The following is a 24506-nucleotide window of genomic DNA, read 5'->3' on the forward strand; positions in this document are numbered from 1 at the left end:
CATTGAACACAGTACCGGTCCGCTCATTTCAGCTGGCGGAATCTTTCGGCATCACGGGTTCAACGTACCGGTTTAAAAACCCCTCAATATTTTTTTAATAAATTTAACAATTGTTCGGATAATTCGGTCCCGCACGGAACGGTTTACTGAAAATTATAGGTGAACGTCACCCCATAGGTGCGCGGCTCGCCAAACAGGGCATAATCATTGCCCCCAAGAATATAGAGATGAGAAATATATTCCTCATCCAGAAGATTTTTGGCCCAAAGAGTAATTTCCCAGTCACCTTCCGCCTGCTCATACGCGACAGATGCATCCAGAATGTCAAAAGCCGGTTGGTTGGTCACCCGGTTGTCGGGTTCGCGAAAACTTTCATCCTGATAGCGGTATTCGGCCCTGAACCGTAAACGCCCTTCGCCCAGGGGCCGTTCATAATATACCCCGATATCAAAACTGTTTTCCGGTGCCTGACGCAGCCGGTTGCCGGAAAAGTCGCGGCCCAAAACATCCGTAAACTCATCATAGACCGCCTCCAACCAGGCATAAGACCCCGACAGCTCCAGGCCGTGCCAGAGATTCAGAACAACTTCCAGTTCCACCCCCGTAAGACTGGCAGACATGGCATTGCTGGTGCGGAACACCCCGAAATTGCCTTCGGTGACAAACTGCACCACCTGTAAATCCCGATAATCGGTATAAAAACCTACCAGATTAAAGCGCATCCGGTCTTCCCACCACTGGGATTTGATACCCAGCTCATAGTTCCAGGCGGATTCCGGGCGAATGATACGTTCCGCCAGTTCGCGCGTGCCCGGTGCCCCCTGAAAACCACCGCTTTTAAACCCTCGCGACAGGCTGCCATACAGCATCAAATCCCGATCCGCCTGCCAGCTGAGCACCAGACGCGGGGAGAAGTCCGTCCAGTCCCCCTTGTTGGTCAGCTGGAAATCTTCGCGGATGATGGCCGGGGCATTGCCGCTGAGGGCAAGCTGATCCATTTTCTTTTCTTCATAGGTGAGCCGGGCCCCCAGCTTCAGATCCCAGCCTCGGGCGAAACGATAGCTTAGTTCCCCAAAACTGGCGAGACTCTGGGTGCGGTTGTTCTGATCCGTCACCGCTGCACGGTCCGGAAACACAAAGGTCTCAACCCTGTGGGTTTTTTCATAAAGGTAATACAGCCCAAACACATACCGCAGGCGTCTGTCGTCGGGTGAGAGCCAGCGAAATTCCTGGGAAAACTGCTGATGGTCCTCGTCCACCACACTGTTCACCTGCTGATCGGTCAGGTCATTGGGCAGGGCCACCGAATCCTCCGCCCAGGCAAAACTGTTTTTCCGATAGGCCGTCACGGACAATAGCTGTCCGGCATCGGTCTGCCACGACGCCCGGCTGCTTATCCCCCACATGTCCCGGTCGGTAAACCCCCTCTCATCATTGGCAGCCCGGCGGACAGACCCGCCCAACGCCGTGAAAATGTCCGTCGGCAAGGCCGCCTCGCCGGTGGGCTGCCCCGTCTCGTCCAGCAACCGCAATGGCACCCGCCCCACAACGGGAATGCGGCCGGTACTGCCCAAATCATCCCGGCTGTAATCGGCAATCAGATCAAATCGCAGATCATTCTCCGGCTGGTACAGCAATTTGGCGCGCAGGCTGAGGTTATTGTCATCCATCTGATCTTCCCCCGGCAGGAAAAGGCTTTCCTGCCACCCCTCCCGGCGGCGGGAATGAAAGGACAGTTTGCCCAATAGTTTTTCCTCCTCCAAGGGTCCCCCGATTTCCGCCCGAAAGTCCCGACGATCGTAATTGCCGATCGTGGCCTCCCCGACCATTTCGAACTGGCGGGACGGGTTGCGGGTAATGACATTAATGGCCCCGCCAATGGCATTCTTGCCATATAACGTGCCCTGCGGCCCGCGCAGGACCTCCACCCGTTCCACATCAAACAGCGCCAAATTGATGGCCGTGATCCGGCCCACATACACATCATCCAAAAACATGGCCACGGAATTGTCTAGCGCCGCCCCGTCATCTCCCGAGCCGATCCCCCGCATATGAATGGTGGGCTGGCCCAAACTGAACGAAGAAACGGTCAGCCCCGGGATCCGGGTACCGATATCATCCAGATCATAAATGCGCGATTCACGGATATAGGGAGGTCTGATCACGGAAACCGCAAGTGGCACAGTCTGCATGTTTTCCGTCCGCCTCTGGGAAGTCACAATCACCTCATCAATGGCAGGCACCCAGCCCACAATCTCTTGCGGCGGAACCAGATCTTCCTCTGGAGCGGGGTGTGCCGAATCCCTTTTATAAACCGGCCGCGGCAGACCGGGCCCCACGGAAATCGTATTCTGGTCAATAAACCGAAACCCCAATGAGCTGTCCCTGAGCAGCACAGACAGGGCCTCCCACGGATAATACCGGCCTGACAAAGGCGGCGCAATCAGATCTTTCACATCTTCCTTACGAACCAGAACGGACAGTTCGGCCTGCCGGCCAAATTCCAAAAGGGAAAGCGCCAGATCCTGGCGGGCAATATCAAAGGTGAGGCGGCCATAAGACTGGGCCTGGCTTTTTGTCACCGACAAAAAAACCAAAACCAACAGGACTAAAGCTGACCCTGAGGCAGATGTCTTACGCCATAAACCAGAGATACAATACAGACCAGGGGGCCCCCCCCTTGTTCTGTGATGCCACATATGTGTGACTCCTCCCGAGACTTTATTATCCGTTACCTGTTCTTGTTATATAAATTATCATGACAGGGGCCACGCCCTTTTTGAGGCCATTATGACATGTTTTTCCTATTCAGGTAATGATGGTGTTGATTTTCGGGATAACATCTGATTCTCAATTTGATTTTCAGAGCGATATCCGGCTTGGGATAGGCCAGATTCAGGGGCGTGGGTAGAACAGGATCTTCCGATCCGCCGTTCTGACCGCCACCACGTCAAAGGTATTTTCCACAGCCCGGAGGGTTGCGTCGCGGTCGCTCACCTGCAGAATGGCCACCACCTGCATCTCTTCCAGCGCCGGATCGGCGATCAGGATCTGTTCCTCAAAATAACGGTCCAGATCACGCACCAGCCGGGCAAAACTGTCCCCGTTATAGATCAATTTGCGCTCGCGCCAGGCCATCACCGCTTCCCGGTCAATGGCATAGGCCTGATTGGGCTGACGGTCATCGCCCAGGACGAAGCCTTCCGCTGGGGCCAGTGTCGCATCAAAAACCGCCCCGGTTTTATTCAATTCCGCCAGACGCGCGTGATCCACGACCCCAACCGATCCTTCCACCACCTGCACCTCGCTGGTGGTCATCCCCCGGCGGATATTGAATTTCGTACCCAGCACCCGCACCACTCCGCCAGCGGTTTCCACCAGAAACGGCCGGGATTCATCACGCGTCACTTCAAAAAAGGCCTCGCCACGATCAAGGTAGACCCGGCGTTGCCCGGAGCGATAGGCCACCCGCAATTTGGTATCCGTGTTCAGGAAAATGTGGCTGCCATCGTCAAGCACCATATCTGCCTGCTGCCCAATGCCGGTTTCATAATGATCCGCCAGAATAATATCGCGATACATAAAAACCATCGTCACGGCAATCAGCAAGACCAGTGAGGCGGCCAAGGCGCCAAAGGTGCGCGCCGGCTTCTGGAACGTTGTTTTCCAGTGGCGGCGGGCCCTCTCCTGCATCAAAGAAAGGGGATCGGGATCCACATCCGAAATAGCGAGTGTATTGGACAGGCCGGTTTTATCCTGTCTGGCTTTATCCTGTTCCAGGATTTTAAAATCATTCCAGAAAACCTGGATTTCTTCATAGGCTGCGCCATGGGCCTCGTTACGGTCGAGCCAGGCCTGAAATTCATCCCGCAAAACCTCATCCGCCTGAGAGTTCCTCAGACGTACGAACCATTCGGTGGCCTCATCCAGCAGTGCTTCATCAATATACTTTTTATTCATTCTTCCCGAATCCCGCTCTTCCTTCCATAACGATTTAGCGCGGCATTCCCTCAACAAAAACTTCTACAAAAACTTCGGCGGACACGACTTCCGCCCCACAGTCAATAAAATTGCTAACCCCCCATTATGGTGTTATCCCTTTTCTGCCGGCCGCAACCGACGCCGTAAATGTTTCAGCGCCCGGATCATGTATTTTTCGACCATACTGACGGAAACATCCAGTTCCCGTGCAATCTGATCATAGGTTTTATGGTGTGCCCGATGCAGCAGAAAAGCCGTGCGACATTTTTCCGGCAGGTCTTCCAATGCCCTGTAAATACGCCCCAGCTCCTGTCGGCCGGACACATGCTGTTCCGGGGACAGTTGCAGGGTTTCTGCAGACATCACCGGCACGGCATCATTGGCCGCTTCCCGAAGATAGCCGCGCTGGCGGCGTTGGCGGCGCTGACGGTCAACCACCAGATTGGCGGCCGTCTGAAACAGATAGGCCCGGGGATTTTCCATCTTTTCCCAATCCTCGCGGGTCATCAGTTTTTGAAACGCCTCCTGCATCACCTCAAGCGCATCTTCCTTGTCCCTTAGACGCGAGACAAGAAAACGCAACAGGGACTCGTTATAGTCCCTGTACATTTTTTTCAGAAACTGATGATCCGGCTCAGGCATTTTTTAATTTCGGCACTCCCTATGACCTCATCCTACACGAGCACATGCCTCTTTTCAAAAGCTATATAGTTCAATATAGTGGAAATACGCAACAACACGGATCACCTGTATATCGCCAACACACCATGTCACGAAACGCTCCCCCCGACGTAGGCCGGAAAATCAAGGAATTACGCAGTCACCGGCATCTGACCCTGGAACAACTTGCCCAGGCGTCGGGAGTCTCCAAATCCATGTTATCCCAAATCGAACGCGGCCGGACCAACCCGACGGTCGCAACACTGTGGAGCCTGACCGGTGCGCTGGGCGTGGCACTCAGCGATCTTCTGGATAGCGGCAGCGACGGCCCCGACCGCCATGACATCGAGGTGCTGAAAACCCACCAGACCCCGGAAATCCAAAGCGCCGACGGAAAATGTTCCTTACGTATTCTTGGGCCCATCGACCTCGTCTCCCGCACGGAATGGTATGACATGACCCTGGAACCAGGGGGAATTCTCGAATCCGAGGCCCATGCGCCAGGAACGCGGGAACATCTGACGGTTCTACAGGGCCGGCTCAGGGTAAGCAATGGCATCCGTCATCAGGATTTGGAGAAAGGGGATACCGCCCGGTATGATGCCGACACGCCCCATGCCATTGAAAATCCGGGAAACAAGCCGGCGCGAGCCATCTTGATGGTTCTGACCGCATAGGATGTGCCCTTGTGCCCGGCGGGCAGCAGAAAACACAATATAGTGAACTATATATCTATTATATTGAACTTTTCAATATCCTATATTATACCCTTATCGTTAAGGCGGTTTCTTTTTTCGGGCGATCAGGCAGGTTGTCCTCATATAAGGCGCGCCGCACAATCATCGCAAGGCAAGACTTTTAAGGCGGGAAAAACGAATGAGTGAAAAATACACAACATATCTGAGAGGGCAGCTTGAGGCCCTGAAAGAGGCCGGGTTGTACAAACGGGAACGCACCATTACGAGCCCGCAACAGGCCGTGGTCCGGGTGGCGGAACAGGCCGGTCAGGACTTTATCAATTTTTGCGCCAACAATTATCTGGGACTGGCCAATGATCCGCGGCTGGTGGCGGCAGCGAAACAGGCCTTGGATGACTATGGCTATGGCATGTCGTCCGTACGTTTCATCTGCGGCACCCAGTCCATTCATAAGGAACTGGAACGGAAGCTGGCCGATTTTCTGGGCACGGAAGATGTGATTCTCTATCCCAGTTGTTTTGACGCCAATGCCGGACTGTTTGAAGCACTGCTCGGAGAAGAAGACGCCATCATTTCCGATGCGCTCAATCACGCCAGCATCATCGACGGGGTGCGGCTGTGCAAGGCCAAACGTTTCCGTTATGCCAATAATGACATGCAGGCACTGGAAGACTGTCTGAAACAGGCACAAGACTGCCGGTTCCGGCTGATTGCCACGGACGGGGTATTTTCCATGGACGGTATCCTCGCTAATTTGCCGGCCATTTGCGACCTGGCCGAAAAATACGATGCCCTGGTGATGGTGGATGACAGCCACGCCGTGGGTTTCATGGGCGAAAGCGGCGCCGGCACCCCGGAATTCTGGGGCGTTCAGGACCGGGTACATATCCTGACCGGTACATTGGGCAAGGCCATGGGCGGCGCGTCCGGCGGCTATACCGCAGCCCGCCGGGAAATCGTGGACTGGCTACGGCAGCGTTCCCGTCCCTATCTGTTTTCCAATACCCTGGCGCCGGTAATCGCCGCCACCAGTTGTACGGTGATTGACATGCTGAAGGAAAGTGGGGAACTGCGCCGCAGACTGCATGACAATGCCCGCTACTTCCGGACCCGGATGGAAGAGGCCGGCTTTACCCTGGCCGGGGCGGATCACCCCATCATCCCGGTGATGCTGGGCGATGCGCGCCTGGCGGGCGAGATGGCTGACCGGTTGCTCGAAGAAGGCATTTTTGTCATCGGCTTTTCCTATCCGGTGGTACCCCGCGGCGAAGCCCGCATCCGCACCCAGATGTCCGCCGCCCACACCTTTGAACAGATTGACAAGGCCGTGGACGCCTTTGTCCGCATCGGACGGGAGCTTGGGGTCCTCAACGGAGAAGGACAGAAGAAATGAAAGCGCTGGTCAAAGCCAAGGCCGAAGAAGGCATCTGGCTGGAAGACATTCCGGAGCCGGAAATCGGTCCCAACGACGTGCTGGTCAAGGTGCGCAAGACCGCCATTTGCGGCACCGACATTCACATTTACAACTGGGACAAATGGGCGCAGGACACCATCCCTGTGCCCATGCAGGTCGGCCATGAATTTTGTGGCGAGATTGTTGACATGGGGTCCGAGGTTCAGGGGCTTGCCCTCGGCCAGCGGGTGTCAGCCGAGGGACATGTGACCTGTGGCCATTGCCGCAACTGCCGCGCCGGCAAACGCCATCTGTGCCGCAACACCGAAGGCATCGGCGTCAATCGGCCGGGGGCCTTTGCCGAATATATTGCCGTGCCGGCGGTCAATATCTGCCCGCTGCCGGACAGCATCAGCGACGATCTCGGGGCCATCCTCGACCCTTTCGGCAATGCGGCCCATACCGCACTCAGCTTTGATCTGGTGGGCGAGGATGTGTTGATTACCGGCGCCGGCCCCATCGGCATCATGGCCGTGGCCATTGCCCGGCATGTGGGCGCACGCAATGTGGTGGTTACCGATGTCAATGATTACCGGCTTGGCATCGCCAAACAGATGGGCGCAACGCGCGCGGTCAATGTCACCCGGCAGAATTTGCGGGATGTAATGGCAGACCTGCATATGCATGAAGGCTTTGATGTGGGGTTGGAAATGTCGGGGGTACCGGCCGCCTTTGGCGATATGCTGGAAACCCTCAATCACGGCGGCAAGGTGGCGCTTCTGGGCCTTTTGCCGCAGGATACCGGGGTGAACTGGAATCACGTCATCTTCAAGGGGCTGGAGATTCACGGCATTTACGGCCGAAAAATGTTTGAAACCTGGTACAAGATGATCGCCATGCTGGAAAGCGGCCTTGATCTCAGCCCGGTGCTGACCCATCATTTCGAAATTTCAGAGTTCCAGGAAGGCTTTGATGTGATGCGGTCTGGCCATTCGGGCAAGGTCATTCTCGACTGGCAAACACGGTGATTTTCCGACGACGGGCGCTTTGGCGCCCTTCCGCGGCCCGACAGGCAAAAAATCAAAACAGACTATTGACGACAGCACACCATCAGGTGTAAATGAGGCACCTTCAAAGGTCGGGGAGTAGCTCAGCCTGGTAGAGCACTACGTTCGGGACGTAGGGGCCGGAGGTTCGAATCCTCTCTCCCCGACCATTTTCTCCTCTCTTTACAGATTACAAAACTGCACAGATTACAAAACTGCTAGAGTGAATTGTAAGTAGGTTGGCTCAATTCACCCTAAATGACGCGGTCATCAATTCACTCTATATCATGATATCATGACATCACGGTCAGATGGGGCGGGAAGGTAACTCGGGCCGTCGTCCCTTTGTTCGGGAGGCTCTCCAGGAAAAGTTCGCCCCCCTGCAATTCCACAAACGCCTTGACCAGGGGCAATCCCAGTCCTGTGCCCTGGTAACTGCGGGTCAGATAGGATTCAATCTGACCAAAAGGCTCAAGCGCCACCTTGATCTCTTCCGCCGACATGCCGATCCCCGTATCGGAAACGGAAATGGTCATCCCGGCCCCTTCATCGTAAACCGCCCTGATCTTTACGTGCCCGCCGGGGGGCGTGTATTTGATGGCGTTGACCAGAAGGTTGATCATCACCTGTTTCATCAATCTCTCATCAGCCACCAGACCAGGCAACGGCTCCGCCACATCACTTTCCACCGTCAGGTTTTTTTGCTGCGCCGTTTCCTTGGTCAACCGGATCACCTGGGGCACCAGCTCATCAATCCAAACCGTCTCCTCATGCACGTCGAACTTGCCGGCTTCCACCTTCGACAGATCAAGGATATCATTGATAATCTGTAAGAGATGAATGCCGCTTTCATTGATGTCGCGGGCATATTCGGCATATTTTTCGGGGCCGATTTTATTATGGGCCGGGTTTTTGAGAATGTCGGAAAAGCCGATAATCGCATTAAGCGGCGTTCTCAGCTCATGGGACATCTGCGCCAGAAACTTCGATTTCGCCCGGTTGGCCTTTTCCGCCTGAAACAAGGCCCGCTCCAGCCGCGCCTGGATGTCATACCGGTCTATCAGGAACCTGATTCGCTGCGCGGTGAATAAAGCCACCACCACAATCAGAAAAATTCCCGATCCCCAGATCCCCAGGCTCACCTGGCGGGACGCAGCCAGCGCCGAAATATGCGGCAACGGCGTAGCGATTTCCCATGTGCCTCCCGCAACCTGGATGGGCAGGGCGATCTTCTCCTGAAAAAAAATTTCGGGATCTCCGTAAAAAACGTCTCCCTCGGGCCCGAGACCATCCGCCCCCCGCAACGCCACAGGCATCTCCAACGTTTCCAGGCCCACATCCCTAAACAACTGATCCACATCCAACCGGGCACTGACCACCCCCCAGAACGCCCCGGCCCTGTGCTCCGCCGGTATGACGTTGGAAGCCAGATAAACCGGCGCCCGGGCAAAGAGAAACCCGCCACCCTGAATGGATTTTACCGGACCGGCAAGAATCATTTTTCCGCTATCCCGCGCCCGGATCACGGCATCTACCTGATGTGGCAGCTCCTGATAGCGTTTGCCCAACACCATCCGGTTTTCCTCTAGCGGATAGACATAGCGGATTACCATGTCCGGGGCGGCGCCGATGCTGCGAATGTGGGATTCCTGGCGAAAAAGATACCGGCAATAGGCATCAAACTCTTCCGCATCCAGGTCCGGACGCACCGCGATATATGACGCCAGCGCCCCCAACTGATAAAAATCCTTCACCAGCTGATATTCAATTCGATACTGAATCATAGACAGGTCATTAAGGATTTTCAGGCGGGTTTCCCGTCGGGTATTTTCCTGGACAATCCGGCTCACAACCAGCGCGGCAGCCAAAATACATACGATCAGAATCAGGCCAAAGCCCAGATGCATCAGAATTTGCCGGCTTTTTTCAGTCCTGGCCAGCCGGGAAAATATTTCTGGCATCCTGTATCCCATGCGGAAACAATCCCTTCATTATTACAGAAAGTATAAAGACGGCATGTTTAAGATTTTCTTACAATGTCTTTATGCAATATCTTTGCACCCTATAATAGAATGAGTTGAGCCAACCTATTCACAATTCACTCTAGTCTTGTGACTCTGAGATTCGTATCATATTTGTAGCAGGCTATTCGAATTTCAGAGTCAACAAGAAGACTGGTTAATTATTTGACTCTAGTGTGGTTTCTGAATTTGAAGTTCCTAAGTCATATGACATAATCAATAACAGGAACTTCAATTTCACCACACTAGCGCACCTGGCAGGTTCTATCCCTGCCTCAGTGACAGGCAATGGTGATTCCGCGTTTTTCCAGATATTTCTGATGATAGTCTTCCGCCGGCCAGAACGTGCCGGCAGGTACAATTTCGGTCACCACGGGATTGTTCCAGCGCCCGGAACGATCGGCTTTTTCCCGCGATGCTTCGGCAAGGCGTTTTTGGGTATCGTCCAGATAAAAGATGGCGGAACGGTATTGCGACCCCACATCCGGCCCCTGGCGATGATAGGTGGTGGGATCATGAAAGTCCCAGAACTTTTCCAGCAGGTCTTCATAGCTGATGACCGCGGGATCAAAGGTAACTTCCACGGCTTCCGCATGGCCCGTTGTATCGGCGCAAACATCCTCATAGGTCGGATTGTCATAATGACCGCCAATGTAACCGACCCGTGTGGCCACAACCCCCTCGACCTTGCTGAAGTTCAATTCCACGCCCCAGAAACAGCCCGCGGCAAAAATTGCTCTTTCTTCTTTCATGGTGCCTTCTCCTGGATATATTCTATTTTTTATTAATTATTAATAAGTTGTAGAGCTTTTTAGAATTTATAAATTTTTTCTTGTTTTTAGTGGCCCAAGCCCCTATTTATCATAAAGAATATTTAACATTGGAAGTGTGTTATTTCCTGTGGACGCTTTGCGGACAGGTTTCGTCTGTCCGCATGCTTCCCGCATACCTCCAATGGTCGAATATATAGTGTAAGGTATTGATCATGAAACTCACCAGATTATTTTTCTTCTTTCTGACATATCTGACGGTATTTTTAACCGCCTTTAGCGTCCAGGCCGATGATCTGCTGCGTGAAGCCCGGGACTATTTTTCCCCGCTGCCGGAAAAAGCCCCCGCCCGCCCCGATAACCCAATTACGCCGGAAAAAGTGGCGCTGGGGAAAATGCTGTATTTTGAGCCGCGTCTGTCAAAAAGTTGGGTCTTCAGCTGCAACAGCTGCCATAACGTGGCCACGGCCGGCGTGGATATGCGCCCCAAATCCATCGGCCATCGCTGGCAGCTTGGCGGTCGCAATTCCCCGACCGTTCTGAACGCCGTCTTTAACGAAAGCCAGTTCTGGGACGGGCGTGCCGAAACCCTTGAGGAACAGGCAAAGGGGCCGATCACCAATCCGGTGGAAATGGCCCATAGCGAAGAGATGGCGGTGAAAACTCTGTCCGCAATTCCGGCTTATGTGGAGCGGTTTAAGGCGGCGTTCCCGGACGAACAGAACCCGCTCACCTATACCAATGCGGCCAAGGCCATTGCCGCCTTTGAAGCGGCCGAACTGCGCACCCCCGATGCGCCTTTTGATCAATATCTGAAAGGGGATACAAACGCTCTCACCGCGCAACAAAAGCGCGGCCTCAGGGCGTTCATGGATTATGGCTGCACCGCTTGTCATTCCGGGGTCAATCTGGGCGGCAACGGGTTCTTCCGGTTCGGCGTCTTCAACCTGCCGGATGAACAGGTTCTGCCGCGAAACGACAAGGGGCTCCAGGACCTCACTGGTGACGAGGCCGACGCCTATGTGTTCCGGACCCCCACCCTGCGCAATGTGGCGCTTACTGCCCCCTATTTCCATTCCGGCGCCGTATGGGACCTGGGGGAAGCCGTGCGCATTATGGCCGAAAGTCAGTTGGGCGAAACCCTGACCAACAATGAGGTGGCCGATATTGTGGCTTTTCTGGAAAGCCTGACCGGCAAGCAGCCGGAAATCGCCCTGCCGGTTCTTCCGATCGGTCCGGCCACCATGAATAAACCCGATGAAGGCTAACCAGAACTTGCCAAATTAGAGCTTATCAGGGCGGGAGCCTTCCGGACTCCGTTTCCAGGACTCTCCGGAAAGCTCCAAAACAAAGAGGGAGCCATTTGGCTCCCTCTGCGTTAACCGCTTCTAAAATACATTGCGAATTGATGACCGCGTCATCTGCCATGTTTTAGGTTCTCATCCGGATATATCCGGATAGCCTACATCATCGCGATCTTCCGAAGCCCCCTTCCGCCGCCCCCGCGCAGGCGGGAGCCCAAAGTCTTTGGTGATGGCTGGATTGCCGCCTTCGCGGCAATGACGAAGGAGAAGCGGCAAGGACAATGAAGGGGAATCAACGTCATCGCGACCCCCGGAAGGGGGACGACGATCCACAAAGGTATATGGCTTGCTTCATCGCTGGCGCTCACTCGCCATGACGTGTCCATCTTCATCACAATTCACACGAGACCTTATCCCTCAGGCGCCTCGCCTCAGCGCCGTTGAAGTTTGTCGATATAATATCCCTGGAACATGTGAATGCCGATTTCCTGGCCGAAATGAACGGCTTGCTCGCTATCACAATGGCAGAAAATCAACCGCATTTTGCCATGCAGCTTCAGGGCCTCGATCACCTTGAGCCGTTCAACATCCTGCACCATGGCCGGATACGCCTTGGACCAGCGAATTTTCAGAAAATCCACATTCAGCAGCTTCCGGTCCAGAACACAAACCGATTGCAGGTCCATGGCGTCAATGGACATCTTGCAGCCCTGCGCAGCCAATTTCCTCTGCGCCTCGTAATAGGCGCCGATGTCGGAAAGCACATCAAACAGTTTCATTTCCAGAATCAGCGGCTGGGAAGAAACCTGTTTATACTCCTGAATAAAGCTGTCAAAGGACGGGGACAGAACGGTGTCCACATTGATGTTGATGCTTTTAACAGTAGTAAAATCCCTAATCTGACTGATCAGCGCCTGTTGCAACTTGATATCAAAGGTGCGGGTCAACCGCTGAAACAGCCATTTGTCCGCATGCAGGTCATATCCTGGCAGAATGGTGTTTTTGATTTCGTCTACGGAAATGAAAATTTCCGTAAAAACCGGTTGCGGCGGGGCATTCCCCACAATGACGCAGGCATCCTGACGGCCGATCAGACGGCTGATGTCCATATTCTGCAAGCCGCGCTCCAGCTTGTCCAGCTCCAAGGGGCCCATGGGCGGCACCTCCGGTTGCCGCAGAAGCGGGTTATATAATGGGCGGGTCGTGGCGGTTTTCCTGTCTTTCCCGGCCAAGGAAGCGCCCCCCTCAACGGTTTTCTGAGGCATAGCATGGGCGTTGACCTTCTTATCCAGCTTCTCCACCAGTTTCTTAAGGCTCGGCAACGCGCCCCCGGCCGGTTTCGGCGCGTCAGATTCCTCCGCGTTAGGAGAGCTGCCTTCTTCGCTCTTCAGGGTTTCCACCTTGCCTAGAAAGGCGGTAAAATCCTTTTCCAGATCATACCAGTCACATAATTCCTCGTCCCGGCCGGCATCCAGATATTGTTGTAATACCGGCGACTCCTTGACCGCCCGGCGGGCTTCCAGCACGGCCCGATCCAAAGCCGTCACACTGGCGTTTTTGCAGACAAAAAACAGATCAAAATTACCGAGCCAGAACAGGCGGCCATCATTTTTGTGGACCAAACTATTAAAGGCCGTGGCGATTTTCCGGCGGTGAACGGGTTGTTTGTGCAGGCGGTCCAGCAGCGAAAAATGCAAATGCAGCGCCCGAAAGCCTTTGGGGTGACGGCGCAAGGATCGGGCATAGCTGTACAGATCGTCAACCTGAGACGGCGGGGCCGAGCTTTCCGCGTATAGAGACCTTTTTTCAGATTGCATGCCTGAACGCTATCCGAGCTTCGCTGATGAGTGTATCTTTTTGCCGTATCATGCCCAATATCATATCGGGGCAATGGTTAAAATTTAGTATTAATTTTTTACATCTTGTGCAGCCACCAGGCCGTTTCGTTGATGGAATAAAATGGCCGGTAATGGACCACCGCCTGAGCGCGCACCACGTAGGGGATCTGGTTATCCAGAACCCAGGCGGTCTTGCCCTCATATACCACTAGCACCGCATGCGCCACATCCAGATTGGTATCCTGGACCACCACAATCCGCATATTTTCCGGCGGGATGCCCAGCTCCTTCAGAGAATAATATTTGGCAATGGCGTAATCCTCGCAATCCCCGTCCTTGGTGAAAAACTGCCTTAAAGTGGCCCAATAGTCCTTGACCCCCCAGTTGACAATGTCGGTGATATAGGGGGCCCGGTTCATATAACGGTTCACCTCATCCAGCTGCGTGGCGAAATCCTGCCCCTTAAGTGCTGCGATCAAATCCTTCCACTCATCCACCGGACACCGGAAATTGGCCGTAACCCGACAGGGCCCTTTGCGCCGGGCGCCAGGGCGGGTTTCTTCAGCATGTCGTTCGACCATGCTGTTCCATTTCTTGAAGGCGGATAGCTGGGTGCTGCGCACCTCCCGGGACCCAAACAGCCCCGTCTCTTGGGCCACGGCGCGGGAACTGCCGGAACCGACCAGAACAAGACCCAGTGCCACAACAAAACACGGAATCACAACCCGGGAAATCATCACCAGAAAACGACGGAAACAATATCCAGAAGACATCACCCCCAAAGACATCTGGCGGCCCCTCCCCCAACCTGTTCCGGCTCCTGAGGCCGGGGGCAAAGGGCTTGTCCATCCCGACCGAGACTCCCCCCTCCCATTATCAATGCAGATCCCCACCTGATTTCTAAACATCAACAGGTCCTAATAAAAAACTTTATTTATTAATAACTTGCAACACTATAATATCATGGACGATAATCAGTAAATATCTTCCGAGCGGACCGGGAACCTTTTTTAAACTTCTTATGAGTATGATATTGATTATAGGCAGAGGATGGTTACCGCTTTCTTAATTTTCAGAAAGCGCACCGTGTTAAAGGACCAATAAGCTTTTAAAAAAACACAAACAGGTCTCAGAGGGCTGGATATAATGGCGGACTTTTCCCCCTGGAAAATCAGAAGCGCAGGCGCCGTAATTGCCGTGCTGGTCCTGGCAGCGGCGGTAGCCGCCATGATCTTTGCGCTCAAACTCGCAGACGCGGAAAAGACCCGGGATGAAATCACCTGGCAACAGCAGATGTCGGTGATCGTGGCCGGCCGGGAAGCCGCCATTGAAGACTGGCTGGAAGAACAGACCACGGCGCTGTCGCGACTGGCGGATAACGCGGCCTTACGCATTTATCTTGCCCATGTGATTGAAGACAACGCCCCGACAGGTGAGAAGAACGAAGAGGCGCTGGCGCAAATGGTCTATCTGGAAAATCAGCTTCTCGCCCACGCCCAGCGTTACGGATACGCCCCTTCCCGCCCGGAAGGCATCGCCGACATCGGGGCCAGTCTCGATACCGTGCCCACGGCGGGGCTGGCGCTGACCACCCCTGAAGGGCAGCTTTTGGTTTCCACGCCGGCCATGCCCCCGGTAACCCGCCCCATTGCCGCGTATCTGGAAGCCGGGGCCGGCAGCGATCCCATAATATACGGCCCCTATCCGGGGGCCACCGGCGCCCCCCAGATTGCCTTTGTCACGCCGGTGTTCGGGGTTCAAGAGGATGAAACCGGCCTGGCTCTAGGGGTATTGGTGGGCATCAAGATTTTGGACCAGTCATTCTACAAGAAACTGCACCAACCCGGCGACATGGCACGCACGGCAAAAAGTTACCTGATCCGTCGCAACAACGGGATTATTGAATATCTTTCGCCAATCGAAAGAAGCAATGGCGACCGACACGCCCCACTGACCCTGCTGATGGACGAAAATACCCCGTCTTTGATCGCGGCCGAGGTCAGTAAAAATCCGGGAAGTTTTGTCCAGGGGCTGGATTATGACGGCAGGAAAGTCATGGCCACCGGCCGGCACATTCAGGGCACGGACTGGACCCTGGTGCGCAGCGTTGAAGCAAAGGAAATCCTCGGCCAGGTGGAAGAACGCCGGCGCAACATCATCTGGATTTCCGGTCTGATTATTGTGACGGTGGCGGTATTGTTGCTGTTGATCTGGCGGCATGGTGTATCCGTCCGGGTCAGCGAAGCGGCCAAACGCCAACGCGCCCTGACAGCTAAATTTGAAAAGCTGAGCCATTTTATGGAAGTGGTCACCGACAGCCAGCCCACGTCGATCACGGCAGTGGATGAAAACGGTCAGTACACATTCGCCAACCGGCAAGCGGAAAAGGAGCTGGGGCTGATGCGCAATGACATTGTGGGGCAGCCGGTGAAGAAAATCCTGGATCCGGCCCTGGCCCGCGAAACCCTTTCTCATGTGCAAGAAGTTCTGGATGAAGGCCAACCCGTTTCCCGCCTTGAGACCCAGGAAGAAAACCGGACGACGGTCAAGGCCGATTATCTGCCGTTGATGGTGGGACCGGAAAAAGGAGTGTTGATCGTGCGGGAAGATATTTCCCTGCTGGTGCGCGAACGGGAACGACGGGAACAGGCATTGAAAAACCTGGTGCAGACCCTGACCATGATCATTGACCGGCGCGATCCTTACAGCGCCAGGCATTCCACCCGGGTCAGCCAGGTGGCCCGGACCCTGGCCCGGGAAATGGAATGTGACGAAATTACCGTGGAGACCGCAGAAATTGCCGGGGCGCTGATGAATCTGGGAAAGATTCTCGTGCCGCGGGAAGTGCTGACACGACCGGGGGAACTATCTTCGGAAGAGCTGATCACAGTACGCGAAAGCATTCAGAAAAGCGCCGATATGCTGGAAGGGCTGGAATTTGAGGGGCCGGTGGTTGAAACCCTGCGCCAAATCCGGGCCCACTGGGACGGCAGCGGCAGCCCTGCCGGCCTTAGCGGTGAAGACATCCTGCTGCCGGCCCGAATTATTGCCGTGGCCAATGCCTTTGTGGCCATGGTCAGCGCCCGGGCCCATCGGCCGGGCCTGGACATGGAAGAGGCCGCCATGATTCTAATGAATGATGCGGACAGAATTTATGACCGGCGGCCGGTGGCCGCACTGCTGAATTATCTTGAAAACAAAGGCGGGCTTGAGGCCTGGAAAAGTTTTGGCCAGCCTCCCGAATCGCCTGCTTCGGCGCCCCATGCCCAAGAAAAACGGCAGAAGGCTGAAGAACAGGGCATAGAAAATACCTCCCCCGCACCCAAAGGGCCCGGAAAGGATCCCGAAACCGGGTAAAACGCCAGATAACCAGATAAATTGTTCAGAGAGGAAAGCTCAGGCTTCTGCCTTGGCCAGATCCTGATGTGCTAGCACCGACAGACGCTCCACCAGCCGGCGCCCGACATCACCGCCGCTGCCGGTGATATTATCCCGCAGAATCAGGTCCAGCGCCCGAATATGTGCCGTGATCAGCCCCGGATGGGCTTTTGTTTCGGCTGTTTTGACACGCCGCAGATACGCGCATAAAAGGCGCCCCACATCAGTCATCAGGGGATAGTTAAAACTGCCGCCCAACCCCTTGATGTTATGGGAAAGATCATAAATCTTGTCCAAAGTGAGCTGATCCGGCACCTTTGCAGTGCCGTCAAATGGGGCCATCAGTGTCCACATATCCTGCACCTGAGTCCGGGTCCAGTCCAGATAGCTCTCGGCAAGCTGATCAATGGCCATCGCGGCCTGAACAACAGGATCAGTGTCCTCCCCGGATGTGGTCATTTACTGCCCTTTCTCCTGACCAATCTCTTGATCAATTCGGCCCAAAATCACCGCTCATACGCCTTATTTATATTTATCTTGGGCCCGATAAAAAACGAGAGTGAATTGTGAATAGCTTGGCTCAATTCATTCTAGAGTGAATTGTGAATAGGTTGGCTCAATTCTGTTGGCGGATTGTGGCCCGCCTCACGCGGAAGACGGCGCCGGGCGATGCGGAGCATCGGGCCAGGCGTCTGACAACGTGAGCGGCCCCAAGCCGCCAACCCGAAGGGCCGGGCCGGGCCGGTTTGGCCCAGTTCCTGCGGGATTTGGCTGGGCCGTACCGCCAGTATGGCCTGCGCCAAACCCCTGGCTCCTGAACCAGACCTGACCGGCAGAATGGGTCAACCTATTCACAATTCACTCTAATATACTATATTCCCGGCCGGCGCACCGAAAAAAACGCCTTGCCATAAAGGCAAGGCGCTAAAGTAAAGTACTTATCAGGGCTTAAGTACTCAGGGTATATCGAGCTGGAAAAGAAACGCCGGAAAAAAAACCGCTGCATGCGGCAAGGGCGTTATTCCTGATGTCTGGCTTCCCAGTCCTTGACGACTTCTTCGCGTCTTTTCAGAATGCCGGTAACGACATGAATGCAAAGACCGCCGACAAAAACCGTTACGATCATAAATACTGCGGGCAACAGCAGGTCAGGACCTGCAAATTTGATGCTCCCCAGCAGAATCAGGGACAGCAAAATTCCACTTATAATCGTAATCTTGTTCGCCATAATCTCTTTTCCTGTACCGAGTCTTAAGTTACAGCCCTGTGAAACCTTTCACATTGACATAGGTCAAATACCCCGAAGTCCGGAAAAATTCAAGCATCTAATTTTTCCTGCGGCACAGGAACCACGAAAACCCTGAGAGGCTCCCGCCTTTGCAGGCGGTCGCCTCACCGGAAACAATGCGAAATAAATGATCCGGAATAACAGGATAGAGATCAGGATTCTTCGCGGTAAAAAATATGAGTCCCCACTTTCATTGTCGGCTGCATGTGATTGGCCCAGGACGGGCTGACATAATCCGCATGATAATGGGTCGAGCGATTGGTGACATCGCGATAATTTTTCAGAAGTACCTTTTCCGCAATGCGCTGGGCCTGCCGCCAGGCGGCCATTTCATAGGGATTATCCGAGCGTCCGTCACAGGCAAAGGAAAACTGGCACAGGTGCCGCATATGTTCATTCTGAAACACCACACCACAAATGCTGTTGGGATAACGCGGACTTTCCACGCGATTCATGATGACATGGGCTACCGCCACTTGTCCCTCATAAGGTTCGCCCCGGGCCTCAAAATAAATGGCCTGGGCCAGGCATCGAAATTCCCTTCTGGACAGGCCGCTCTCAAAAAGTTGCGCCAGCCGGTCACTGTCACCCGGTGAAGCGTTCTGGCGCCCAAAAGCCCGACGAGGCTGTGCCGAGGATCCGGCCACGGCCGGCGCCGCATTTTTTTCCGGGCCGATTGAGGCCTTGCTTTCCGTTTGCAACGCCATATAAATGGCCGTCAACCCGACAAGCAGGAAAACAGGAAGCAGAGCATATATAATCGACTGAACCCTTTTCATGAGCTTTCTCCTTTTGGTCCGGTCAGTACCGGACCGAATGAAGCAGGATAAGCCAAAACCCGCATTCACAGCACAAGACAGACGTCACCACCGTAACGCCAGGACCAAAACCCTGAACGGAATCCGTTCTGCAAATTTTCCTTGCAACTATGCTGTCGTGATTTCTTGCGAGTTCAGCGTTTCCTCATAAACTCCGGCTCAAGCCATCTTCCGGAATTTTCTTGCTGCTTATACGCTTCTGAATTACTAATTTACTTTACAAGCAGACTCATTAACGCGCTCAAACTTTACTTGAGTCGCGGGGAAACTAATAAAATTTTAATGAAATGTCAATTTTTAGGCAAGGTTTTCTTAACCTTTGCCCCTCTTCAACCAGGAAACCGGTTTCGCCAATGAATAAAAAATCCATAAAACTCAATGCCTTACAAAAAAGAACACTGGCCCTGTTTCAGCAACTTGCCAAACGTCCGGAAACGGGGAGTCCGGATGCCGAAACCGGAGAAGTGACCATTTCCTATCTGCCGCGGCCCCATGGCGATCATGTACATATCGGGGATTTTGTGATCTCCAGCCGCGATGCCAGCGGTTTTTCCAATGAAAATGTCTGGCGGGCCCTGGAACGCAAAGGGCTTGCCCGGTCCGCCTATCCGCTGCAAATTACCTTGACCCGGGCGGGACTCGACTATGACACGGGCCTTTTGGACAGTTTTGAGATTTCCGATCATTAGGTCGTAAACCAAACCAGTCACAGACAATAAAATCACTTAAGGGGAAGATCATGATTTCAGGACAGCAAAAACCGTTTATCGTTGTGTTGAGCCTTATTTTCGGACTGCTGCTTGGTGGCGGCCAAAGCACTGTCACACGGGCCATGACCCTGGAAGAGGCCATTGCCGGCGCCCACCGCAGCCCCCAGAACGTGGCCCGGGACCGCTATCGCCATCCACTGGAAACCCTCCGCTTTTTCGGGATTGAACCCCATATGACCGTCGTGGAAATCTGGCCCGGCGGGGGTGGTTGGTACCAGGAGATCCTGGCACCTTATCTGCGGGATCAGGGGCGCTATATTTCCGCGTCCTATAACCCCGATTCGTCCCGTGACTATTATGTGCGCTCGCTGAAAAAGGAAAAGGACCGTCTGCAAAGCCGGCCGGACCTGTACGGCAAGGTGGAAATGACAATCCTGGAGGATCCCGATCATTACGACATCGCTCCTGCGGGCTCTGCCGATATGGTGCTGTCATTCCGAAATTTCCATAACTGGATGAGCGGCGGGTATGATGAAAAAGTTTTGCGCGCCGTATACAAGGCGCTGAAACCGGGCGGTATTTTCGGTCTTGTCGATCACCGCAGCCCGACCAAAGAGTCCAAGGGCGGTTATGTCAGTGTGGGTTATGTCAAGGAGCTGGCAGCAAAGGTAGGCTTCGAATTTGTGGCCGCCTCCGAAATTAACGCCAATCCAAAGGACACCGGCGATCATGAAAAAGGGGTGTGGACCCTGCCGCCCACCCTGGCCGGGAATCCGGTCGATCATGCGCGCATGAAAGCGATCGGGGAAAGCGACCGGTTTACGCTCAAATTCCGCAAACCGGCCCATTAGAGTGAATCCGGCCCATTAGAGTGAATGGTGAATAGGTTGACCCATTCACTCTAGGCTTCTACACGAAATTTTGACAAAAGCCTCTTAATGCCGCTCGTCCCCCTTGAGATCCAAAGACCACATCAGGCCCACAACCCCGCCTTTCAGATAAGGCAGGAAAGCAAGCGCCAAGATCAACGAAATCAACGGCCAGACGGTAATCTGTACCCAGGTCGGTGGCTGGAAGGCGGCTTCCACATAAACCAGTAGCGGGACCACAATATGCCCGACCAGGAAAATGGTCAGATAAGGGGGGAAGTCATCGGCGCGGATCTCCCCAATTGGCGCCTGACAACTGGGACAAGCCGGTTTCAGCTTCAGATAGCCGGCAAAAATCCTGCCGGTTCCGCATTGCGGGCAGGCTCGTCGCAGCCCCTTGGCGATGGAGGCAAACAGGGTGTCTTTGCGGCCATAGAACTTGGTGTCGGAATCGGTCATGAAATGCCTTTCTGTAATTTTTCGGCTGTCATAAGCGTGTTTCAATCTGTACCGTTATTCTTCTGTGAAACGGGGTTTTGGAAACCGGGCAATCAGGCTTGACGTGTCCCAGCGACCACCGCCCATATGCTGAATATCGGCATAAAACTGGTCCACCAGGGCTGTCAGCGGCAGCTGCGCCCCGTTGCGGCGGGCCTCATCAAGCACAATCCCCAGATCCTTGCGCATCCAGTCAACGGCAAAACCGAAATCAAATTCCCGGGCAACCATGGTCTTGTGCCGGTTGTCCATCTGCCAGCTCTGCGCCGCCCCTTTGGAGATCACTTCCACCACCGCCTCGGGATCAAGTCCGGCCGCCTCAGCAAAATGCAGCCCCTCAGCCAGCCCCTGGACCACCCCGGCGATACAGATCTGATTGACCATCTTCGCCAGCTGGCCGCATCCTGTGGGCCCCAGAAGTTGCTGTTTTCTGGCATAGGCGTCCATAACCGGGGCCACCAAATCGTAATAGGCCGCATCTCCCCCGACCATGATGGTCAGCGTGCCCTGCTCCGCGCCGGCCTGACCGCCAGATACGGGGGCATCCAAAAAAGCGATGCCCCGGTCCTGGGCCGCAATATCCAGATGCTGGGCCAGTCCTGCGGAGGCTGTGGTATGGTCCACAAAAATACTGCCCGCTTTCATGCCGTAAAAGGCGCCGTCCACGCCAAGGGCAATCTCCAACACATCGTCGTCATTGCCCACGCAGGAAAAAACAATATCCGCTCCTTCCGCCGCTTCGCCCGGCGTGGGCGCGGCGCGCCCGCCATATTCCCTGACCCAGGCGTCAGCCTTGGATTTGGTGCGGTTATAGACCGTGACGTCATTTCCGGCTTTCTGCAAATGCCCGGCCATGGGATACCCCATAACCCCCAGTCCGATAAAGGCTAGTTTGCGGTTCATGATTTGATACGCCCCCTTAATTTAATCTGTGAAAGCCCGTTTTTCCGGTGGGCCCCTTTATGCCAGACCTCCGCCCCCATGATGCCTTAATAATGAGGCGGTTTTTCATATAACGGCCGGCCCCCGGGCCCGTCCTCCTCAAGGCTGTCCAGTCGCCCTTCCGCCTTTTTCAGCAAAAGTCGCAGCCGGTCAATTTCCTGCCACTGACGGTTCACCATATCGCTCAAGTCCTGAATTTGCAGGTCCTGATGCGCGATACGGATTTCAAGCTCGGTCAGTTTGTCTTCTTCCGGGAATGTGGTGTTTTTTGTCATACCAGCCATATACCACGACCGTTTCCCGGCACCAAGCCTAAAACCGCAGATCCGGAAGCTTGCGCGGGGAAGAAAAAAATTGTCTGAACGCAACTAAACCGATAAGCTGTTTATCCTGGACGACAACAACAATATGGGGAGAGAAAATGATCAAGCACCTGCTCAGCGGAACGGCCTTCATGGCCCTGACATGTTACGCCGCCACAACATATTCTGCCGAATTTGAGAATGTCTATGTCTTCGGTGACAGCCTGTCGGACAACGGTAATGTGTTTGAACAGACCGGCAATACCACCCCGCCGCCGCCCTATTTCGAAGGTCGCTTTTCCAACGGCCCGGTATGGGCGGAAAAATTCGCCCCGGGCCTCACGCCCATTTCGATCAATCCCACGGCCACAAATCTGAACATGGCCTTTGGCGGTGCGGAATCCGGTATCGTGGATGCGGGGGGCATTCCCGGTTTCCTGGGACAGCTCGGCCTCTTGCAGCAGGCGGTGGATGGCGGGGTGGCGCCCCCAGACGGCAATGACCTGATCACCCTGTTCATTGGCGGTAATGACTATCTGGGTCTTCTGGGAACCGCGCCTGATGTGACGGCGGAAGTGGCCACCGTGCAAAACAATATCGCCACCGGCCTGGGGGGACTGTATCAGTTGGGCGCCCGGAATTTTCTGGTTTTCAACCTGCCGGATCTGGGCACCACGCCGCTGGTCAATGATGATGCCGCTCTGTCCGCCTTCGCCACCAACCTGAGCGGCGCCCATAATGCCGCTCTGCCGGAGACCATTGCCGCCTTGCAAGGCAATTTCGCTGACGCCAATTTTATTTTTTTCGATACCGAAACGCTTTTTAACTATGTACTCGACAACAGCGCCCTGTTCGGGTTCACCAATGTGACGGAAGGCTGCCTGAACGATCCCGCCTGCGCCACCGCGGACAAAGCAACCCAGGACAGCTATGTGTTCTGGGATGACATTCATCCGACCGAAGGCATGGGCACCCTCATTGCGGCGGCAGCCAGTGAACTGGTGAATACGGACCGCCATCTTGTGGGGGTTCTGAGCCAGAGTGAGGTGGGGCTGAGCCTGGCCCGAAGCATGACCCGCCCGCTCACCACCCGCCTTCATCAGAGCCGCAGCGGGCTTGAGCGCCGCTCCGAAGGGGATCGCGGTTTCGGTTTGTTTTTCACCGGTCAGTATATTCAGGGCGAACGTACTCTTGAAGCCACCGCAGCACGCACCGCTTTTGAGTATAACTACAGCCTGTTCACCCTGGGGGCGGATTATCACAACGGGGAAAACCTCTTGATCGGGATTGCGGGATCCTATGCCTCGGGCGATGCCACACAGGATCTGGGCGGGGGGTTCGACCTCGACAGCTGGCAGATCGCCGGCTACGCCACCTATCTGTATAACGCCTTTGCGCTCGAACTATATGGCGGGTATGGCTCAACGGATTATGAAAACATCCAGCGTCCCACGGCCCTGTCCCCCATTGTGGCGACCGCAGAGACCGGCGGCGATCACACCACCATCGGCGGGCAGGCCGCCTATCGTTTTGAAGACGAATTGGGCAGCGTCGAAGCCTTCGCCGGCCTGCGCTATATCGACCTCGGCATTGACGGTTATCAGGAAACAGAGGGGGTCATCTTTAATCTGGATGTGAACCGCCAGGACGTCTCCTCCCTGGTGGGCTTGCTGGGACTGCGATTTGCCGGCACCTTCACCAGCGGCGAAATTCAGTGGGCGCCGCGGGCCAGCATTGCCTATGAACACGAATTTGACGGGGACCGCAGTCTGACCGGTCGGATTGTCAACAATACAGCCACCCCGGTTACCGTGTCCGATGACCTGCTGAAGGACCATGTGATCGCCCTTGACCTGGGCCTGGATGTGGCCGTGGGCAGTCTGGTGCTGAGCGGCGGTTATCAGGCGGAACTTGGCCTCACCGGCGGCCAGCATGAGCAGGTCGTTGGCTCTGTCAGGATGAGATTCTAGTGTGGTGAATTTGAAGTTCC

Annotated in this window: 22 protein-coding genes and 1 tRNA gene; 9 read left to right on the plus strand and 14 right to left on the minus strand. The window is 54.8% G+C overall.

All coding sequences use genetic code 11. The features are described from left to right. Window positions 1–143 precede the first annotated feature (143 nt). The 3 genes from FE788_RS13015 to FE788_RS13025 all read right to left on the minus strand — a co-directional run bounded on the left by FE788_RS13015 (window position 144) and on the right by FE788_RS13025 (window position 4623). The gene (locus FE788_RS13015; protein ID WP_168190425.1) at window positions 144–2582 is read right to left on the minus strand and encodes a TonB-dependent receptor; all 2439 of its coding nucleotides are present in this window, start codon (window positions 2580–2582) and stop codon (window positions 144–146) included. Between the two features lie 313 nt (window positions 2583–2895). Continuing rightward, on the minus strand, window positions 2896–3960 hold the full coding sequence (locus FE788_RS13020) for a FecR family protein (RefSeq protein ID WP_138381049.1): 1065 nt from the start codon (window positions 3958–3960) through the stop codon (window positions 2896–2898). 132 nt (window positions 3961–4092) lie between these two features. Continuing rightward, complete coding sequence (locus FE788_RS13025; protein ID WP_138381050.1) at window positions 4093–4623, minus strand: RNA polymerase sigma factor; 531 nt, start codon at window positions 4621–4623, stop codon at window positions 4093–4095. A 125-nt stretch (window positions 4624–4748) separates the two neighbouring features. Here FE788_RS13025 and FE788_RS13030 point away from each other — a divergent pair, with 125 nt between their 5' ends. The 4 genes from FE788_RS13030 to FE788_RS13045 all read left to right on the plus strand — a co-directional run bounded on the left by FE788_RS13030 (window position 4749) and on the right by FE788_RS13045 (window position 7948). Beyond that, window positions 4749–5318, plus strand: a complete 570-nt coding sequence (locus FE788_RS13030) for a helix-turn-helix domain-containing protein (RefSeq protein ID WP_138381051.1) — start codon at window positions 4749–4751, stop codon at window positions 5316–5318. A 199-nt stretch (window positions 5319–5517) separates the two neighbouring features. Then, window positions 5518–6732, plus strand: coding sequence for a glycine C-acetyltransferase (locus tag FE788_RS13035; protein WP_138381052.1), 1215 nt, complete (start codon window positions 5518–5520; stop codon window positions 6730–6732). After that, on the plus strand, window positions 6729–7760 hold the full coding sequence (gene tdh / locus FE788_RS13040) for an L-threonine 3-dehydrogenase (protein WP_138381053.1): 1032 nt from the start codon (window positions 6729–6731) through the stop codon (window positions 7758–7760). The genes FE788_RS13035 and tdh overlap by 4 nt, the downstream gene beginning before the upstream one ends. Before the next feature lie 111 nt (window positions 7761–7871). Continuing rightward, a tRNA-Pro gene (locus FE788_RS13045) sits at window positions 7872–7948 on the plus strand. 123 nt (window positions 7949–8071) lie between these two features. Here FE788_RS13045 and FE788_RS13050 read toward each other — a convergent pair. Then, a complete protein-coding gene (locus FE788_RS13050) occupies window positions 8072–9739 on the minus strand; it encodes a sensor histidine kinase (protein WP_168190426.1) in 1668 nt (555 codons plus the stop codon). A gap of 335 nt (window positions 9740–10074) precedes the next feature. Further along, entirely contained in the window at window positions 10075–10551 is a 477-nt protein-coding gene (msrA, locus tag FE788_RS13055) for a peptide-methionine (S)-S-oxide reductase MsrA (protein ID WP_138381055.1), read from the minus strand. Between the two features lie 233 nt (window positions 10552–10784). Here msrA and FE788_RS13060 point away from each other — a divergent pair, with 233 nt between their 5' ends. Beyond that, window positions 10785–11837, plus strand: a complete 1053-nt coding sequence (locus FE788_RS13060; RefSeq protein WP_138381056.1) for a cytochrome-c peroxidase — start codon at window positions 10785–10787, stop codon at window positions 11835–11837. Window positions 11838–12304: 467 nt separating this feature from the next. Here FE788_RS13060 and FE788_RS13065 read toward each other — a convergent pair whose 3' ends face one another. Next, window positions 12305–13690, minus strand: coding sequence for an EAL domain-containing protein (locus FE788_RS13065; RefSeq protein WP_138381057.1), 1386 nt, complete (start codon window positions 13688–13690; stop codon window positions 12305–12307). Between the two features lie 98 nt (window positions 13691–13788). After that, complete coding sequence (locus tag FE788_RS13070) at window positions 13789–14499, minus strand: transglutaminase-like cysteine peptidase (protein WP_168190427.1); 711 nt, start codon at window positions 14497–14499, stop codon at window positions 13789–13791. Between the two features lie 358 nt (window positions 14500–14857). Here FE788_RS13070 and FE788_RS13075 point away from each other — a divergent pair, with 358 nt between their 5' ends. After that, window positions 14858–17068: an HD domain-containing phosphohydrolase gene (locus FE788_RS13075; protein WP_138381059.1), complete on the plus strand. Its 2211-nt coding sequence runs from the start codon at window positions 14858–14860 to the stop codon at window positions 17066–17068. Between the two features lie 39 nt (window positions 17069–17107). On the opposite strand, the gene FE788_RS13080 is transcribed toward FE788_RS13075, so the two are convergent. The 4 genes from FE788_RS13080 to FE788_RS13095 form a co-directional block, all read right to left on the minus strand. Then, window positions 17108–17548 carry a hypothetical protein gene (locus FE788_RS13080; RefSeq protein ID WP_138381060.1) on the minus strand — a complete coding sequence of 147 codons (441 nt, stop codon included), beginning with the start codon at window positions 17546–17548 and terminating at the stop codon, window positions 17108–17110. Window positions 17549–17734: 186 nt separating this feature from the next. Next, window positions 17735–17944, minus strand: a complete 210-nt coding sequence (locus tag FE788_RS13085; protein WP_138381061.1) for a hypothetical protein — start codon at window positions 17942–17944, stop codon at window positions 17735–17737. Between the two features lie 163 nt (window positions 17945–18107). Then, window positions 18108–18317 carry a hypothetical protein gene (locus FE788_RS13090; RefSeq protein WP_138381062.1) on the minus strand — a complete coding sequence of 70 codons (210 nt, stop codon included), beginning with the start codon at window positions 18315–18317 and terminating at the stop codon, window positions 18108–18110. Window positions 18318–18529: 212 nt separating this feature from the next. Next, window positions 18530–19156, minus strand: coding sequence for a cell wall hydrolase (locus FE788_RS13095; RefSeq protein ID WP_138381063.1), 627 nt, complete (start codon window positions 19154–19156; stop codon window positions 18530–18532). 392 nt (window positions 19157–19548) lie between these two features. Between FE788_RS13095 and FE788_RS13100 the strand changes: the two genes are divergently transcribed. Further along, complete coding sequence (locus tag FE788_RS13100; protein WP_138381064.1) at window positions 19549–19884, plus strand: hypothetical protein; 336 nt, start codon at window positions 19549–19551, stop codon at window positions 19882–19884. Between the two features lie 50 nt (window positions 19885–19934). Continuing rightward, window positions 19935–20756 carry a class I SAM-dependent methyltransferase gene (locus FE788_RS13105; protein ID WP_210413991.1) on the plus strand — a complete coding sequence of 274 codons (822 nt, stop codon included), beginning with the start codon at window positions 19935–19937 and terminating at the stop codon, window positions 20754–20756. 84 nt (window positions 20757–20840) lie between these two features. Here FE788_RS13105 and FE788_RS13110 read toward each other — a convergent pair whose 3' ends face one another. The 3 genes from FE788_RS13110 to FE788_RS13120 all read right to left on the minus strand — a co-directional run bounded on the left by FE788_RS13110 (window position 20841) and on the right by FE788_RS13120 (window position 22498). Further along, the gene (locus tag FE788_RS13110) at window positions 20841–21233 is read right to left on the minus strand and encodes a DUF983 domain-containing protein (protein ID WP_138381065.1); all 393 of its coding nucleotides are present in this window, start codon (window positions 21231–21233) and stop codon (window positions 20841–20843) included. A gap of 54 nt (window positions 21234–21287) precedes the next feature. Continuing rightward, window positions 21288–22175, minus strand: a complete 888-nt coding sequence (locus FE788_RS13115) for an NAD(P)-dependent oxidoreductase (protein WP_138381066.1) — start codon at window positions 22173–22175, stop codon at window positions 21288–21290. Between the two features lie 86 nt (window positions 22176–22261). Next, complete coding sequence (locus FE788_RS13120; protein ID WP_138381067.1) at window positions 22262–22498, minus strand: SlyX family protein; 237 nt, start codon at window positions 22496–22498, stop codon at window positions 22262–22264. Window positions 22499–22635: 137 nt separating this feature from the next. Here FE788_RS13120 and FE788_RS13125 point away from each other — a divergent pair, with 137 nt between their 5' ends. Beyond that, the gene (locus FE788_RS13125; RefSeq protein ID WP_138381068.1) at window positions 22636–24486 is read left to right on the plus strand and encodes an autotransporter domain-containing protein; all 1851 of its coding nucleotides are present in this window, start codon (window positions 22636–22638) and stop codon (window positions 24484–24486) included. Window positions 24487–24506 lie beyond the last annotated feature (20 nt).

Origin of the sequence: Luteithermobacter gelatinilyticus (assembly GCF_005849285.1) — a bacterium.
Classification (GTDB): Bacteria; Pseudomonadota; Alphaproteobacteria; order Sphingomonadales; family Emcibacteraceae; genus Luteithermobacter; species Luteithermobacter gelatinilyticus.

Excerpts from the sequence above, each read along its gene's own strand:
- FE788_RS13110 (WP_138381065.1), bottom strand. The coding sequence starts at position 21,233 with ATGACCGATTCCGACACCAAGTTCTATGGCCGCAAAGACACCCTGTTT.
- msrA (WP_138381055.1), bottom strand. The coding sequence starts at position 10,551 with ATGAAAGAAGAAAGAGCAATTTTTGCCGCGGGCTGTTTCTGGGGCGTG.
- FE788_RS13020 (WP_138381049.1), bottom strand. The coding sequence starts at position 3,960 with ATGAATAAAAAGTATATTGATGAAGCACTGCTGGATGAGGCCACCGAA.
- FE788_RS13065 (WP_138381057.1), bottom strand. The coding sequence starts at position 13,690 with ATGCAATCTGAAAAAAGGTCTCTATACGCGGAAAGCTCGGCCCCGCCG.
- FE788_RS13025 (WP_138381050.1), bottom strand. The coding sequence starts at position 4,623 with ATGCCTGAGCCGGATCATCAGTTTCTGAAAAAAATGTACAGGGACTAT.
- FE788_RS13060 (WP_138381056.1), top strand. The coding sequence starts at position 10,785 with ATGAAACTCACCAGATTATTTTTCTTCTTTCTGACATATCTGACGGTA.
- FE788_RS13075 (WP_138381059.1), top strand. The coding sequence starts at position 14,858 with ATGGCGGACTTTTCCCCCTGGAAAATCAGAAGCGCAGGCGCCGTAATT.
- FE788_RS13070 (WP_168190427.1), bottom strand. The coding sequence starts at position 14,499 with ATGTCTTTGGGGGTGATGTCTTCTGGATATTGTTTCCGTCGTTTTCTG.
- FE788_RS13035 (WP_138381052.1), top strand. The coding sequence starts at position 5,518 with ATGAGTGAAAAATACACAACATATCTGAGAGGGCAGCTTGAGGCCCTG.
- FE788_RS13030 (WP_138381051.1), top strand. The coding sequence starts at position 4,749 with ATGTCACGAAACGCTCCCCCCGACGTAGGCCGGAAAATCAAGGAATTA.
- FE788_RS13080 (WP_138381060.1), bottom strand. The coding sequence starts at position 17,548 with ATGACCACATCCGGGGAGGACACTGATCCTGTTGTTCAGGCCGCGATG.
- FE788_RS13115 (WP_138381066.1), bottom strand. The coding sequence starts at position 22,175 with ATGAACCGCAAACTAGCCTTTATCGGACTGGGGGTTATGGGGTATCCC.
- FE788_RS13095 (WP_138381063.1), bottom strand. The coding sequence starts at position 19,156 with ATGAAAAGGGTTCAGTCGATTATATATGCTCTGCTTCCTGTTTTCCTG.
- FE788_RS13100 (WP_138381064.1), top strand. The coding sequence starts at position 19,549 with ATGAATAAAAAATCCATAAAACTCAATGCCTTACAAAAAAGAACACTG.
- FE788_RS13050 (WP_168190426.1), bottom strand. The coding sequence starts at position 9,739 with ATGCCAGAAATATTTTCCCGGCTGGCCAGGACTGAAAAAAGCCGGCAA.
- FE788_RS13120 (WP_138381067.1), bottom strand. The coding sequence starts at position 22,498 with ATGGCTGGTATGACAAAAAACACCACATTCCCGGAAGAAGACAAACTG.
- FE788_RS13125 (WP_138381068.1), top strand. The coding sequence starts at position 22,636 with ATGATCAAGCACCTGCTCAGCGGAACGGCCTTCATGGCCCTGACATGT.
- FE788_RS13090 (WP_138381062.1), bottom strand. The coding sequence starts at position 18,317 with ATGGCGAACAAGATTACGATTATAAGTGGAATTTTGCTGTCCCTGATT.
- tdh (WP_138381053.1), top strand. The coding sequence starts at position 6,729 with ATGAAAGCGCTGGTCAAAGCCAAGGCCGAAGAAGGCATCTGGCTGGAA.
- FE788_RS13105 (WP_210413991.1), top strand. The coding sequence starts at position 19,935 with ATGATTTCAGGACAGCAAAAACCGTTTATCGTTGTGTTGAGCCTTATT.